Raw genomic sequence first — 16,483 nt, forward strand, 5'->3', positions numbered from 1 at the left:
GGGATGAAGTAATGATGAAGGATTCCATTTTAGCTAAGATTGAAAAAAAGCTAAAAGACATTTATCGGAATGAATATCAAGAAAGCTTTATGGAAAATTTCCAATACCTTATCAGCCGATGGGAAAAAGAGCAATGGGATAAGATTAACGCTCCTTCTGAAAAAAATATCTATTTGATCACGTACGGAGATAGTATTTATGAACAAGGGAAACCGACATTAGAGACCTTGCATTCTTTTTTAAAAAAAGAAGTACAGGATACGATTACCGATGTTCACTTGCTGCCGATGTTTCCTTTTACTTCAGATGATGGTTTTTCCGTTGTGGACTATCGAGAGATTAATCCAGAATTAGGAACGTGGGATCATATTACAAACATGTCCAAGGATTATCGTCTCATGTATGATTTTGTCGCCAACCATATTTCTAAATCCAGCGAGTGGTTTAAAGGCTACTTAAATGGAGAGGAGAAATACCAGGAATATTTCATCTCGAAGGATCCAGAATTTAATACCGAACAGGTTGTCCGCCCGCGGACTTCTCCACTTTTTCATGAATATGAGGGGAAGGAAGCTGTCAAAACGGCTTGGACCACATTTAGTGAGGATCAGGTGGATTTGAACTTCCACCATTTCCCTGTTCTCTTGGAGACAACAGATATACTTCTTACCTATGCACATAAAGGAGCCTCTAGTATTCGTTTGGATGCTATTGGTTTCATTTGGAAAGAGTCTGGTACATCATCAATTCATATGCCTGAAGTACATGCCATCATTCAGCTTTGGCGTGAAGTGTTGAATTATTTCAAACCAAACACACAGATCATTACGGAAACGAATGTTCCGCATCAGGAAAATATTCGCTATTTTGGCGATGGTACAAACGAAGCGCATATGGTGTATCAATTCTCCCTTCCGCCGCTTGTGCTTCATACGATGACCACCCATGATTCAACGAAATTAACTTTTTGGGCAAAGACCATTGATAAGGTTTCGAATGAAGCGACGTATTTTAATTTCCTTGCGAGCCATGATGGGATTGGGATGCGTCCGACAGAAGGAATTTTGACGGACGAAGAACGGCAAGTATTAATCGATAAAGTAATCGAAAATGGCGGGCGGATTTCATATAAAACCAATACAAATGGAAGTCAGTCAGTTTATGAAATGAATATTAATTACTCTGATGCTTTGATCAACAAAGGTGAAGATAATACAGAAGAAATCGCTGTAAAAAAAATGCTTGCGGCTCACTCGATTCTTTTATCCGTAATCGGTGTGCCAGCGATATACTATCATTCACTGCTTGGATCAGAAAATGATTACCATGGCCTTGGAGTGTCTGGGATCAATCGAAGAATTAACCGTGAAAAACTTGAGTTATCGAAGATTACGAGAGAGCTAGAGGAAAATTCACGCCGAAAAGGAATTTTTCAAGGCTTGAGAGAAATGATAAGAATCCGCCAACAGCAAAGTGCTTTTTCTCCTTATGCACAGCAAACGGTTGTTGACCTAGGCTCTAAGGTATTTGCGTTAAAACGCCAAAATGAATCGACTGGTGAAGAAATCTTCTTTATCGTAAATGTGGATTCACAGCCTGCGACAGTAGAGATTGAGGCGAAAGGCATTGACCTGTTTACGGGTAAAGAGTTGGATTCAGTGGAAACGCTTGAGCCATACCAATTTTTATGGGTTAGGTGATGGGAATGAAGTTTTTAATCGCAACAGATTCTTTCAAAGACTCACTTTCTAGCATTGAGGTGGGCAATTGTGTGAAATCGGGAATTTTAAGAGCAATACCTCATGCAGTTGTAGATGTATCTCCCATGGCTGATGGAGGAGAGGGGACAATAGATACTCTCCTCTATGGCGGGCATGGGAAGGAAATCCAAATTGAAGTCCATGACCCGCTAATGAACAAAATCATGGCAAAGTATGCGATTTTAGAGCTAGATGGGGAAGAGGTTGTGTTTATTGAATGTGCAAGGAGCAGCGGCTTGCCATTGGTACCGGCTGGAAGGCGTAATCCTATGCTTTCCAACACTTATGGGCTTGGTGAGCAAATTAAGGATGCTATTGAAAAAGGGTATCGCCGCTTTATTCTGTCTCTTGGCGGCAGTGCAACTAATGACGGCGGGATTGGTATGCTTCAAGCTCTTGGATGGGAATTTTTTGATGATAACGGAATAATTCTTGGGAATACAGGTAATCCGTTACTGAAGACAGCTTTTTTTTCTGATGAGAATATCCTTCCGAAATTGCAGGAATGCACCTTCATCGCGGCTAGTGATGTTACGAATCCGTTTTATGGTCTTCAGGGTGCTGCCCATATTTTTGCTAAGCAAAAGGGGGCCAGTGATCAGAATATTATGGAACTTGATTTGGCGTTAGAACGATTTTCAACCTTGATTCAGAAAGAGTACGGTGTGAATGTTCAAGAGATCGCTGGAGCAGGTGCGGCTGGCGGTTTAGGCGGAGCCATTGCAGGAGCTCTAAAGGGCTCCATCCAATCCGGTGTGGAGCTTGTGATTGAGCTAACCGCTCTTGAGGAAAAGATAATGGCTGCTGATTTGATTGTGACCGGTGAAGGCAGCCTAGATAATCAGTCTGTCATGGGGAAAGTTCCAGTGGGCGTAGCCAAGCTTGCCAACAAATATGGGAAACCCGTGATTGGAATGGCCGGACGAATTGATACTAATCTTGATGAAGTGAACAAATACTTTAATGGAGTATTTTCGATTCAAACCGAATGCCGCACGTTGGATGAAGCGTTAAAACCTGACATTTCAGCACTTCAACTTGAAATTACAGCAGAACAAATTGCAAGACTCGTATCTGTACATTTCTAGTAATTTAGAAAAATCACCATAAGCTGTCTAAATGGCATTGCCATTTTGGACAGCTTTTTATCATTTCATGGATGACTGAGTCCATTGCATCTTCTTCAGAATTAGAAAAGGGTTCTGGAAGTCACTCTCCAAAATATATGTGTACCTTAAAAATAATATGGAAAAACAGTTTACCAGATAATTTTTTACTAAAGAAAGAGAACTTTTTAATAAACTTTAATTAAACACCTTGTCACAGAATGTATCACTTAGTCGTTGTATAGGTGTTGATGAAGAGGTAATGGAAGCAGTATTACAAAAAGTTAGATGCTTCTAAAAGTTCAACTAATACTTCATCTGAATTTAAACAATTATGAATCAAGGGAGAGTGTATATAGTAGGAAAGAGTAGGGATAATTATTGAATGAGAACGAACCAATCTAATTCTAATTGACTACTTGTCACAGAATGAGTCATTTAGTCGTTATATATTTGAAGGACAATGTTGGTGAAGATTACAGCCGGATAATTCGGGAATAATCTTTACTGTTTGATCTTCTAGTCGTGTATTTACATTTAAATGTTTATACATTGAGATTACCAATAATAAGGAAAAGAGAGGTATACCAACTATGACTGAACGTATTAATTATATGAAAGAATCACCAGAATTTTTTAAAAAGTTGATGGGACTTAGCATGCAAGAGAAGGAAAGTTCAATTGAAGAAACCATCCGTCATTTAGTTCACATCAGAGCTTCACAAATGAATGGATGTGGTTTTTGCTTAGATATGCACGTTAAAGAAGCTAAAATCCATGGAGAGAGAGAGCTGCGTCTTTACCACACTCCAATTTGGCGTGAATCAACACTATTTAGTCCACGTGAGCGTGCGGCACTAGCATGGACAGAGATTTTGACAAAGCTGCCTGAGCATGGTGTACCGGATGACCTTTATGACCGTGTTCGTGGTCAGTTTTCAGAAAAAGAGTTATCAGATCTTACCTTCTCAATTATGGCCATTAACGCTTGGAACCGTGTTAATGTTGCTTTCAAAACGGAACCAGGAACAGCTGACCAAGCTTATGGATTAACAAAAGCTGGCCTAAGTTAAGAGTAATATGAGATAAATGTGAAATGGATCTTGAGGTAGTGGGCAGATCACCTACTATAGGTGTCACACGGTTTCTGTTGAATGCCTCGAAATCTAATTCTAATTGAATACCTGTCACAGAATAAGTCATATACTCGTTATATATTTGAAGGCAAATGCAGGTGAAGATAGTCGGATAAGGGAATTTTATTTCGGGAATAATCTTTACTGTTGGGTCTTCTAGTCGTGTATTTCAAGTTACATGTTTTTACATTGATTACAACTAATAAGGAAAAGAGAGGTATACAAACTATGACTGAACGTATTAATTATATGAAAGAATCACCAGAATTTTTTAAAAAGTTGATGGGACTTAGCATGCAAGAGAAGGAAAGTTCAATTGAAGAATCAATCCGTCATTTAGTTCACATCAGAGCTTCACAAATGAATGGATGTGGTTTTTGCTTAGATATGCACGTTAAAGAAGCTAAAATCCATGGAGAGAGAGAGCTGCGTCTTTACCACACTCCAATTTGGCGTGAATCAACACTATTTAGTCCACGTGAGCGCGCAGCACTCGCATGGACAGAGATTTTGACAAAGCTGCCTGAGCATGGTGTACCGGATGACCTTTATGACCGTGTTCGTGGTCAGTTTTCAGAAAAAGAGTTATCAGATCTTACCTTCTCAATTATGGCCATTAATGCTTGGAACCGTGTTAATGTTGCTTTTAAAACGGAACCAGGAACAGCTGACCAAGCCTATGGATTAACAAAAGCTGGTCTAAGCTAATAGTGATATGATCAAAATGTGTATTGAATCATGAGGTAGTGGCAGCATCACCATCTCTATGTGTCAACACGATTCTGATGAAGGGCTAGACTAATAAATTTTCATACATCAATAAAACAGAAAAAACCGGTATCTTTAGGGATATTGGTTTTTCTGTTTTTCTGATATTTATATCTATTTAGTGGAACAATCGTAAGTATTCATACATGTTCATATAAAGTTTGAAACCAAACTTTTACTAATATATTAGATAGAATGACTGGATTGCATAGCATAGAGAATAACATTCTTAAACTCTTTGATTATTATTTAAACTCTTTTAATTAAACACCTTGTCACAGAATGAAACACTTAGTCGTTATATGGGGTAGATGGAGAAATAAAGGAATCTTTATTAAGAAGGTTAGCTGCTTCCCAAAGAACAACTAATACTTCATCTGAATTTAAACAATTATGAATCAAGGGGAGTGTAAATAGAAGGAAAGAGTAGGGATAATTATTGAATGAGAACGAACCAATCTAATTCTAATTGACTACTTGTCACAGAATGATTCATATAGTCGTTATATATTTGAAGGCAAATGTAGGTGAAGATGACAGCCGGATCAGCAACTTTTAATTCGGTAATGATCTTTACTGTTTGCTCTCATTGAATACAATTAAAAAGGAAAAGAGAGGTATACCAACTATGACTGAACGTATTAATTATATGAAAGAATCACCAGAATTTTTAAATAAGTTGATGGGACTCAGCATGCAAGAGAAGGAAAGTTCAATTGAAGAATCCATCCGTCATTTAGTTCACATCAGAGCTTCACAAATGAATGGATGTGGTTTTTGCTTAGATATGCACGTTAAAGAAGCTAAAATCCATGGAGAGAGAGAGCTGCGTCTTTACCACACTCCAATTTGGCGTGAATCAACACTATTTAGTCCACGTGAGCGTGCGGCACTAGCATGGACAGAGATTTTGACAAAGCTGCCTGAGCATGGTGTACCGGATGACCTTTATGACCGTGTTCGTGGTCAATTTTCAGAAAAAGAGTTATCAGATCTTACCTTCTCAATTATGGCCATTAATGCTTGGAACCGTGTTAATGTTGCTTTTAAAACGGAACCAGGAACAGCTGACCAAGCCTATGGATTAACAAAAGCTGGCCTAAGCTAAGAGTGATATGAGCCAAATATGACATTGGCATAACCGGAAACTAAGCTGTATAAACTAAGGTTGTCAATGACGGAACTTCAGTCCGACCATTCCTTGCTATGTAGGACCCCGTGCTTTAAAAAGCTGCAAGAAAATTTCCGTATTCTAATTCCGGGGTGGATGACGGTGTACTTGTTCATACTTAGCTTCGGTTATCCGTGTTGACAGCCTTCAAGAGTTTGGGAGCTTATTGCTTGTCAAATGATTTCATATAGCTGGCATATGTGTTACAAGTTTGAAGAGCGGAATACAGATGAAAGTATTGATTTTAACGGATATTAATTGATGATTTAATACATCGACCGGACTCTTTGTTGCTTCAGATTTAGCATTTGTTTCGTATTATCAATTGAGAACATTTGTCAATATATTCAGTTAGGAGAGGTACTGTTATGACACAACGAGTAAATTTCGCTCAGCAATCACCAGAACTTTTCAAAAAGTTTTTGGCCTTCACCAATGCCATAAGTGTAAGCTCAATTGAAGAGAAAATAATCGATCTCGTTTCGATCAGGGCTTCACAAATAAATGAGTGCGGCTTTTGTCTAGATATGCACGTCAAGCAGGCAAAGATTCATGGCGAGAGCGAGGTACGCCTCTCTCATATTGCATCATGGCGGGAATCGACTCTGTTTACTCCGCGAGAAAGGGCCGCACTGACATGGACCGAAATTCTGACTAAACTGCCTAATCAAGGCGTACCTGAAGACGTGTATGACAGTGTTCGATCTCAGTTTTCTGAAAAAGAAATCTCCGACCTTAGTTTCTTGGTCGTTTCGGTAAATGGTTGGGACCGCATAAACATCGGCTTCAAGACTGAAACGGGACGTCAGATGCGGCATTAGTATAACTTCGCTATTAACACCTAAAAAAACGTAAAGAATCCCCTTGAATGTGATGAACCAAACAAATTCTAATTGACTACTTGTCACAGAATGAGTCATTTAGTCGTTATATATTTGAAGGCAAATGTAGGTGAAGATGACAGCCGGATCAGCAACTTTTAATTCGGTAATGATCTTTACTGTTTGCTCTCATTGAATACAATTAAAAGGAAAAGGAAGGTATACCAACTATGACTGAACGTATTAATTATATGAAAGAATCACCAGAATTTTTTAAAAAGTTGATGGGACTTAGCATGCAAGAGAAGGAAAGTTCAATTGAAGAATCAATCCGTCATTTAGTTCACATCAGAGCTTCACAAATGAATGGATGTGGTTTTTGCTTAGATATGCACGTTAAAGAAGCTAAAATCCATGGTGAGAGAGAGCTGCGTCTTTACCACACTCCAATTTGGCGTGAATCAACACTATTTAGTCCACGTGAGCGTGCGGCACTAGCATGGACAGAGATTTTGACAAAGCTGCCTGAGCATGGTGTATCGGATGACCTTTATGACCGTATTCGTGGTCAATTTTCAGAAAAAGAGTTATCAGATCTTACCTTCTCAATTATGACCATTAATGCTTGGAACCGTGTTAATGTTGCTTTTAAAACGGCACCAGGAACAGCTGACCAAGCTTATGGATTAACAAAAGCTGGCCTAAGCTAAGTGTGATATGAGCCAAATATAACATAGACCTTTTGAACGGCAAGACTAAAAGATTATCGTTAATCAATAATACAGAAAAACCGGTATCTCTAGGGATATGGGTTTTTCTGTTTTTCTGATATTTATTTTTAAATACGTGCTGTTCATTTTAATAGGACTATTAGTTCTGGAAATTAACAATAGGCGATTGAATGTCAGGTATTAAACAGAAATGATTACCAGTGTTCATTTAAAAAAAATTTTTGGAGGACAGCAAAATGGCAGAAAAAACGGCAGACCGGAGGATTCTACGAACAAAACGGATGATCTGGGATGCTCTCACCGAGTTGATGGAGGAAAAAGGGTTTGAAGGAATTACGGTCAGCGATTTAACGGAAAAGGCGAGTATTCATCGCGGCACATTTTATTTACATTTCCGAGATAAATATGATTTGTTGGAGCAAAGTGAAGAAGTGATTATTAAAGGAATTCAGGATATTGTATATGCAATCAAATCACAGAAGGCGGTAAGCTATACAAATCAAGACGAACCCTTCCCTATTATCATGAAGCTGTGCGAATACTTTCAGGAAAATTCGAGTTATATGAAGGTCATTTTAGGGCCAAAAGGAGATCCGTCCTTTCAGGTCAAAATAAAGGAATTGATTAAGAAAGCCTTCATCCGGAAAATAGCGGAAGAACTAAAAGATGAGGAAATGCCGGTACCAGTGGACTATTCGCTTGCATATATCAGCGCCGCTCACCTTGGTGTAATCCAGCATTGGCTCGATAGTGGGATGGAAAAATCGCCTCAGGAAATGACCATAATTTTAGACTGTTTAGTGAAACAGTGGAGGATATTTAATTCGCCACAGCATGCGGAGTTGAATCATTATCACTCTTAAAAGCATTTTGGAAAATTTGATTCCTGCAAATTTTTATCATTTAAAATATCAATCATCATCATTTAAAATCTTGTATTGTTTATTTTTCTGAACATTTATAACATTAAGACTGGTCTTACAATTTTACGTAAAGAAGAATAGAAAACACAATTTAATATTGGGTTTACAAAAGGAAATTAAATATTAGGAGATTGATATTAATCAGGCTGTATTTACAGGCTGATTAATATAAAAAAATGAGGTTTACAAATAAGGAGAAGGGTACACAACGCTTTCCGAATTTTAAAAGCCTATAAAAATCAAGGGGGAACTGATTTGAAGAAGAAAAAGATCAATAGCTTAGCAGCACTTAGCTTGTCTGCAACTCTACTTTTTTCTGCACTGCCACCAACCGCTTCACTTGCTATCACAAAGATTCCGGGAGATCATAGGCCTATATTAGAGCGTCTAGAACATGTTGGAAACAAAATGAATGCGAAGTCAGCTTCTATACTTGATAATGTCCAAAAGCAATTTTCTGAAAACCAACTTGTGATTCACTACTCCTCACCGATTACTGAAAGCGAACATAATGAAGCTGGAGGGAAACTATTAAAAAGAATATCATCTTTAGGCTATGATGTGATAGAGGTACAAAGCGGGGCAAAGCTCGAAGATATTGCAAGAGCTTATGCAAAGTTATCAAAGGTAACTTCTATTTCAAAAAGTGCTCTCATAAAAAAACTAGTAACACCAAATTTAAAAGCGTCTAATATATTACCAACACCAGATCTAAAAGCGTCGGATATGTATCATCTCAATAATCTTAACGTTGAACAAGCACAAAAAATCGCCGGGACAAATAAAGTTCGCGTCGCAGTTATTGATACGGGAATTGATGCCAATCATCCTGAATTAACCAATAAAATTGTTGTCAATTATAATGCAATGGATCCTATGAAAAAGGGAGCGCCTGACTCTCATGGTACCCATGTATCTGGGATCATTGCTGCCGAGAAAAACAATGAACTCGGTGGGTACGGAATCGCACCAAACTCTGAAATTGTTTCCATTGACGTTTTTAACAGATCGCCGTATGGAACGGACTATGTCATAGCTGAAGGTATTTTAGAAGCAATTCGTCAAAATGTAGATGTCATGAATATGAGCTTAGGTTCCTGGCAGTCCTCTCCGATCTTGAGAGATGCGGTGAAAAAGGCCGTTGATAGTGGAATCGTTATTGTGGCTGCAGCAGGTAATGACGGTTTTGAACATATAAATTATCCTGCTTCCTATGATGGCGTCATTAGCGTTGGAGCTACAAATGAGGAAGATGCCTTAACTCATTTCTCTACATACGGCCCGTCTGTCGATGTAACAGCACCTGGAAATAATATTTATTCGTCTGTTTATTCATTTGAAAAAGGCTCTTCGTTTGTAAAAATGAGCGGTACGTCAATGGCATCACCTATGGTTACTGGGGCTGTTTCCCTATTATTATCAAAGTATCCTGACCTTACACCTTATCAAGTAAGCTATATCTTAACTCATACAGCGAGAGATTTCGGAGAAAAAGGATATGATACTAAATATGGTTATGGGATGATTGACCTTGTAAAGATGCTTTCCTTTGATCCTAAAAAGATTCCTGCCCAGTCTGTTGTCTCAGCAGATCAGATTTTAGAAAAAGCAATTAATTTGCCTGTTACGACAGAAATTTCGGAAACAACGGTAGAAGGCAGCTTGGAAAGGATCGAACAAACAGACTATTACAAGGTTACTGTTGAAAAAGATCAAAATGTCCAAGTAAATCTTCAAGGAGCAAGTCAATATGATTTGAAATATGAGCTTAAATTCTATCCCGAAGGCGAAAATAATTCGGAGTATTCGATCGAAGTCAATGACGGAGCTGCAGGAAAACAGGAAGGTTCCTTATACAAAGCTCCAAAAAAAGGAACCGTAGTATTAGCCGTAAAAGATTCGTTTGGGCAATATGGTGAAACAGGTAATTCAAAATATACTCTGAAAGTAAGCCGCAAGGATCAGCTAAATGATGATGGAAATACAATGGAAAAACCGGTCGTACTGGGTTCACTTCCATCTACAACATCGCTTTCAAATTATTATACAGATGAGTTATTATCAGCATCACCAGCGGAACGTAAAGAGCAGCCTATTCCGGGAGATTCTGATTTTTATCGATTTAAGGTTCCTGGTATTGCAGGTGATCCAGCAAAAGTAATGAAAATTAATGTATCAGCCGTAGCGGGTATGGACCCATCGCTTAAGCTTCATATGATTAATTCTGATGTAAATGAAGATGGTACAACCGTCGAAAACACCAATGTCATTGATCAATTAAACACCAAAGGGTATGGTAAGTCAGAGTCGATGTCCACTACGGTTCTTCCAGGTTCGGAATACATGGTGGAAGTGACGAATAAACCGTCCCTAAGTGATTATGAGATCTTTATTGGAAAAGAAATTGATTTTAGTAGAAACTATTCATCTCAAAATCCATATCAAGTTTCCTTTGGAATAACATCACAACCTGAAGATGAGGATCATTTCCCTGAATCCTCGAAGGAAACCGTAACGAAAAATGCATTGGCAGAAGGAAAAATTGAGGAATATCTTGCAAAAAAGGAAGGAATTAATAGGAAATTCACAAACCTAGACTTTTCCCATGACGGAGCAATTTCTTCATATTATGATCTTATCAAAGATGTTCCTATTCCATATGAAATAGGAACAACCCGAAAAGGCTACATCCAGTACAGTAATGATGAAGATTGGATTAAAGTGACTCCAACTGAAAACTCTGTATTTGAAATGAATTTTACGAACAAAGAAGGCTACAATGTTCCAATGGTCCTTATCTTTAAGTACAATGAAAAAACGAACGATATCGATCAGATTTATCAAAGTGTGGATGAGAACGCTCTTGCTGCTGAATCAGAACTTAAAGGGATGAATCCATTATATTTTGGTTTAAAAAAAGGTGAAACCTACTTTTTCCGTATGTCAGATGCAATATTCAGACCTAACTTTGAACCATATGAGTTCAAGATTTCACCAGCATATAGCAACGCTAATGATGCATACGAAGACAATGACACGTTTAAAACAGCAAAGACAATATCTACTGATCCAATTATAGGAAACCTATCGTCAATCGGAGATATCGATACCTTCTATTTCAAACCAGATGAAACAGATGTATACAGTGCCATTGTTCAACCAGATCCTCTCCCTGAAGAATACAGTAGCGCGCAAGATGTATTGAAACAACCTTTAGATTCCACGCTTCTTATATACGAAGATACAAATGGCAATGGAAAACTAGAAGAAGAAGAAGAAGGGAACCTGCGTATAGTTGAATTCGGCTATGAAAATCAACCAGAAATCGGCTCATTCCGTGCTGAAAATGGCAGAGGCTACTTCTTTAAGATTCTAAACTTCAATAAAATGGTTACAACACTTTTTCCCTATACGTTTACTGTAAAAAAAGCACCGGAGAATGATGAGGATGCTGAATCTGTAATGAAAAATAATGTTCCTTCTAAACCTGTTACCTTAGAAAGCTCTAATGGGGAATATACACGATCTGGTTACATTAACATGACTGAAGGAAAAGGTGATACCGACTATTACAAATTCATTCAAAAGGAGAACGGTAAACGCACTATCAAGCTAGAAGTACCATTTGACTTTGACGGAACCGTGACAGTCTACGACTCAAAAGGAACACAAATCGCAAAATCTGATTACTATGACAAAGCTGACTACGAAATTCTACAAGCTGCTCTCAAAAAAGGAACCTACTACATGAAAGTAGAAGAACAAAATGGAAATGCAAGTGCATTGCCGTATAAATTAACAGTAAAATAATGCGGTCTTGAAGCTGTCGGCTATTTTCGACAGCTTTTTTGTATGCCAGGATTTCATTAGAGTTTTGGGGGTTATACCAGCCCAAGAGTACATGACGATTGGGTCGAGGGGGGTTATATTTCTTAAAAAAAAATAGATCGAATTATGGAGAAAATGCTAATTATCGTCCATGGTAATCTTTAAAAGAAATCCTCGTGTTCAGCCACGAGGACTTCTTTATAATCACTATTAACATGTATCATATCAGTCACTTTTTAACCGTAAAACATACCTCTTTGTTTTTATTAATAACCAGTAGAGTCTTCTTTACCAGTGAATAAGGCAACACTTGAGCTTGAACCAATTCTTGTTGCACCCGCCTCTACCATGGCTTCCAAATCCTTAAGATCACGTACACCGCCGGAAGCTTTTACTCCAATGTCTGGGCCTACAGCTTTTCTCATTAATGCTACATCCTCGACTGTTGCCCCATGCAAAGAAAAGCCAGTTGATGTTTTGACATAATCAGCTCCCGCTTTTACCGCTAATTCACATGCTCGAACTTTTTCTTCTTGTGTTAATAAGCTCGCCTCTATAATTACCTTAACTAATGCTTTTCCTTTTGCAGCATCTATAACCACACGAATATCTTGCTCTACCAGTTCATCATTTTTATCTTTCAATGCCCCGATATTGATTACTGTATCGACTTCCGTCGCTCCATGCTCAATTGCATTTTTGGCCTCAAACGCTTTTGTTTCAGGGGTATTCGCTCCTAATGGAAACCCTATAACCGTACACACATTTACATCCGAATCGCGCAAAAGTTCCGCTGATAAGCTTACCCATGTAGGATTTACACATACAGAGGCAAAACCAAATTGCTTTGCATCTTCACATAACTTTACAATCGCTTCTTTTTTTGTGTCCGCCTTTAATAATGTATTATCAATTAAATTTGCATATTTCAAATGAAACAGCCCCTTTCAAAATAAATAGGAATAATAGTTGTCAGACGACCAACAACAATATTCGTTACGATTATAACAAGAAAATCACTTATGTATAGGCTTATTTTATATTTCGATAAATCGTCACATTTCATACAATTCACTTCCATTTTCATTTCTACCAGATTCTATCTATGTTTTTTGGGCTTGTGGTATTCTTTAAAATAGTGGATGGTTAAAATATTATAAAAATGGATGGTTATTTTTCTGAAATGCTCTCTATTATAGGAGGGAAGATAGTACATTTCTATTAGACTTATGTTGCCGAAATTTGAAACACATCATGTAGGAGGCTTAAAGGTATTTTTTTATGACTGTCAGTTGGACTAAAAAAAACAAAGAGAAAAATAATATATGATATAAAAAAATAAAAAGGAGGTAGTAAATGGACTGGAAACCAGATCGAAAGGCTAAAAAGGCTATTTATAAGCAGCTTGCTGAGTATTTTGAAAATGGTATTGCGAATGGTACATTCCCGCCGGATAAACCCTTACCATCAGAACGATCCTTAGCTAAAGAACTAAATGTAAACCGAAGTACAGTAGTGTCCGCGTATGATGAGCTGGAATCAAACGGATTGATTCAAAGAAATAGAGGTAGTGGGACAACGATAAGCAAGGATATCTGGGGGATTACGAAGAAACGTATTCCAAGCTGGAACCGGTATATTGAGGCAGGGTCGTTTTTACCCAATTTACCTGTAACTCAAAGGATACGAAAAGAAGCGGTAGAACATAAACTCATTAATTTAGCTAGCGGTGAATTATCAGAAGATCTTTTTCCTTTGGATTCCTTAAGATGGATTACAAATACAAGATCATTCATTGGAAGCTTAGGTTATGATCATCCACAGGGAAACGTGATACTCAGGGAAACCATTACGAATCATGTTAAGCTACTTCGGAGAATTGAAACAGATCCTTCTTCTATATTAATTACATCTGGAGCACAACAGGCTCTTCATTTAGTGGTTCAATGTCTATTAAAGCCAGGTGATGCAGTAGCAATAGAAGACCCATCCTATAGCTTTAATCTCCCAATTTTCAAAACTGCCGGGATAAAACCATATTATTTATCAGTAGAAAAGGATGGAATAAATCCAAATGAATTATTGGATCTACATAAGAAACATCGAATTAAAATGATATTCTTAAACCCTTCTTTTCAAAATCCCACAGGGACTTTAATTAGGGAGAAAAAGGGGAAAGCTATACTAGATATATCGTCAGAACATGGGATTCCTGTAGTGGAAGATGATCCATATAGTTTAACCTCTTTCAGAGGAGAAGAAGTTACCACTCTAAAATCGATGGATGTTAATGGAAATGTCTTATATATTAGTTCTTTATCAAAGATTGTTGCTTCAGGGTTGCGAATTGGCTGGATTATTGGACCGAAGCCTGTAATTGAAAGATTATCCGATGCAAAACAACAAATAGACTTTGGACATGCTAGCTTTACTCAATGGATTGCAAATGATTTTCTGGAATCGGATAGTTTCCATTTACATATTAAAAGATTGGTGAAAGAGTTAAAAAAACGAAGGGATCAAATTGTCACCAGTCTTGATTTTTATTTAAAGGATCAAATTGAATTTGCTATTCCAGAGGGAGGCATCCATATATGGTGCAAGGTTAAAAAGGATTTTAATGAAATACAATTATTGGAAGAATCGATTAAAAGAGGAGTCATATATGTTCCAGGCTATACGATGGGATCCAAAAAGGGATATGTCCGTTTTACGTTCGCAAGGGAAGATGAGGAATCCATTCATGAAGGAATAAAAAGATTTGCAGATGCACTAAATTCTCTTTAAAAAGATTAACCACGATTTTACTAGGAATCATGATTTTGATCATGGTTCTTTTTTACATTGAGTAATAATGGATGGTTAAAAAAGTATAAGATTGGAGGGTTATAAATTTTCTAAGTCCTATATTATGGAGTAGTGGATTTTATTAAATGGTCTACTCATATGGAAAATGATTCTTTAATGTGTAATTTGATTCACAATTCTCTTCACCATATAGTTACTTTATTTCAATTCACTATATATTTTAATTCGATTGGAGAAAAGGAAAATGGATAAAATCAATCTGATTAAGCATCGGAAAGCATTAAATCATATCGTACCCTATACCCCAGGAAAACCCCTATGGGAAGTTCAAAGAGAATTAGGATTGACAAGAGTGATTAAATTGGCTTCAAACGAAAATCCAATTGGACCGTCACCGATTGCCCTTGAAATAATCTCAAATAGTCTTTGCGAATTTAATCGTTACCCTGATGCACATGCAGTCGAGTTGAAGACAGCGATTGCTTCTAAACTATCCCTGACTGCTGAGCAGTTAATTGTTACCAATGGGGCAGATGAATTAATAACCTTAATCTCAGAAACCTATCTTGAACCAGATGATGAAATTATTGTCCCTTCTCCATCCTTTAGTGAATATGATTTCGGTGCACACCTGATGGGGGCAAAAGTTGTACCAGTTCCTCTGGATCATGAGTACCAATTTAATTTAGATATGATTTTATCGGCTGTTACAGATCGAACCAAATTGGTTTATATATGTTCCCCAAATAATCCGACAGGTACCTATTTTCCGAAAAATATGTTAGAACAACTGCTTCAATCATTGCCAAATCATATTTTAGTAGTTTTTGATAGTGCCTATAGCCATTATGCAACTAACAAGGATTACACAGATGGTTTAGAGTATGTACGTTCTGGTTATCCAATTATCGTTTTACAAACCTTTTCAAAAATATATGGACTTGCTGGTTTGAGAGTAGGTTTTGGTGCGGCACCAGAAAGTATTATTCAAAGTATCGTACATGTAAAAGAGCCGTTTAATGTCAATAGTATCGCACAAGTTGCAGCCACTGCAGCGATTCGTGACCAAGAACATTTAGAGGAGTCAATAAAAGTAAATACTGAAGGACGGGAACAGTTATATAAAGCATTTACAGAGCTAGAATTGCGTTTTACTGAGAGCATGAGTAATTTCATACTAGTTTACTTAGGGAAGAATGCAAAGGAAATTTATCAACAACTTCTAGCTCACGGTGTAATCGTTCGTTATGGTGATACTTGGGGATTGCCGGAACATATCCGTATATCGATTGGAACTACAGAAGAAAATCATATATTAATAGAAGAAATTAGTTCTATCCTTTTAAAACTTCAGTTATATAACGTTAAAGAAGAGCAAAAATGATGAGAACTTTAATTTTTAAAGACCTATAAGAATAAGATGGGGGTTTT

At 37.4% G+C, this 16,483-nt stretch carries 12 protein-coding genes; 11 read left to right on the top strand and 1 reads right to left on the bottom strand.

The window, feature by feature from the left end; translation table 11 throughout:
* The first annotated feature begins 14 nt into the window (after positions 1–14).
* From ACE198_RS13060 to ACE198_RS13100, 9 genes are all read left to right on the top strand, one after another.
* Complete coding sequence (locus ACE198_RS13060; protein WP_375375825.1) at positions 15–1,700, top strand: alpha-amylase family glycosyl hydrolase; 1,686 nt, start codon at positions 15–17, stop codon at positions 1,698–1,700.
* Positions 1,701–1,705: 5 nt separating this feature from the next.
* Positions 1,706–2,848, top strand: a complete 1,143-nt coding sequence (locus ACE198_RS13065; RefSeq protein ID WP_375375826.1) for a glycerate kinase family protein — start codon at positions 1,706–1,708, stop codon at positions 2,846–2,848.
* Between the two features lie 611 nt (positions 2,849–3,459).
* The gene (locus ACE198_RS13070; protein WP_375375827.1) at positions 3,460–3,939 is read left to right on the top strand and encodes a carboxymuconolactone decarboxylase family protein; all 480 of its coding nucleotides are present in this window, start codon (positions 3,460–3,462) and stop codon (positions 3,937–3,939) included.
* A 291-nt stretch (positions 3,940–4,230) separates the two neighbouring features.
* On the top strand, positions 4,231–4,710 hold the full coding sequence (locus tag ACE198_RS13075) for a carboxymuconolactone decarboxylase family protein (RefSeq protein WP_375375828.1): 480 nt from the start codon (positions 4,231–4,233) through the stop codon (positions 4,708–4,710).
* 688 nt (positions 4,711–5,398) lie between these two features.
* Positions 5,399–5,878 carry a carboxymuconolactone decarboxylase family protein gene (locus ACE198_RS13080; RefSeq protein WP_375375829.1) on the top strand — a complete coding sequence of 160 codons (480 nt, stop codon included), beginning with the start codon at positions 5,399–5,401 and terminating at the stop codon, positions 5,876–5,878.
* Between the two features lie 431 nt (positions 5,879–6,309).
* Positions 6,310–6,762, top strand: coding sequence for a carboxymuconolactone decarboxylase family protein (locus tag ACE198_RS13085; protein ID WP_375375830.1), 453 nt, complete (start codon positions 6,310–6,312; stop codon positions 6,760–6,762).
* 230 nt (positions 6,763–6,992) lie between these two features.
* Positions 6,993–7,472 (top strand): carboxymuconolactone decarboxylase family protein, encoded by a 480-nt coding sequence (locus ACE198_RS13090; protein WP_375375831.1) that lies wholly within the window; start codon positions 6,993–6,995, stop codon positions 7,470–7,472.
* Positions 7,473–7,729: 257 nt separating this feature from the next.
* On the top strand, positions 7,730–8,356 hold the full coding sequence (locus ACE198_RS13095; protein WP_375375832.1) for a TetR/AcrR family transcriptional regulator: 627 nt from the start codon (positions 7,730–7,732) through the stop codon (positions 8,354–8,356).
* A 315-nt stretch (positions 8,357–8,671) separates the two neighbouring features.
* On the top strand, positions 8,672–12,226 hold the full coding sequence (locus ACE198_RS13100) for a S8 family peptidase (RefSeq protein ID WP_375375833.1): 3,555 nt from the start codon (positions 8,672–8,674) through the stop codon (positions 12,224–12,226).
* A 284-nt stretch (positions 12,227–12,510) separates the two neighbouring features.
* On the opposite strand, the gene deoC is transcribed toward ACE198_RS13100, so the two are convergent.
* The gene (gene deoC, locus ACE198_RS13105; RefSeq protein WP_375375834.1) at positions 12,511–13,176 is read right to left on the bottom strand and encodes a deoxyribose-phosphate aldolase; all 666 of its coding nucleotides are present in this window, start codon (positions 13,174–13,176) and stop codon (positions 12,511–12,513) included.
* A gap of 424 nt (positions 13,177–13,600) precedes the next feature.
* Here deoC and pdxR point away from each other — a divergent pair, with 424 nt between their 5' ends.
* Positions 13,601–15,031: a MocR-like pyridoxine biosynthesis transcription factor PdxR gene (gene pdxR / locus ACE198_RS13110; RefSeq protein WP_375375835.1), complete on the top strand. Its 1,431-nt coding sequence runs from the start codon at positions 13,601–13,603 to the stop codon at positions 15,029–15,031.
* Between the two features lie 265 nt (positions 15,032–15,296).
* Positions 15,297–16,436 (top strand): histidinol-phosphate transaminase, encoded by a 1,140-nt coding sequence (hisC, locus tag ACE198_RS13115; RefSeq protein ID WP_375375836.1) that lies wholly within the window; start codon positions 15,297–15,299, stop codon positions 16,434–16,436.
* Positions 16,437–16,483: the final 47 nt, after the last annotated feature.

The sequence above is a fragment of the Neobacillus sp. KR4-4 genome (genome assembly GCF_042136325.1).
GTDB lineage: Bacteria > Bacillota > Bacilli > Bacillales > Cytobacillaceae > Neobacillus.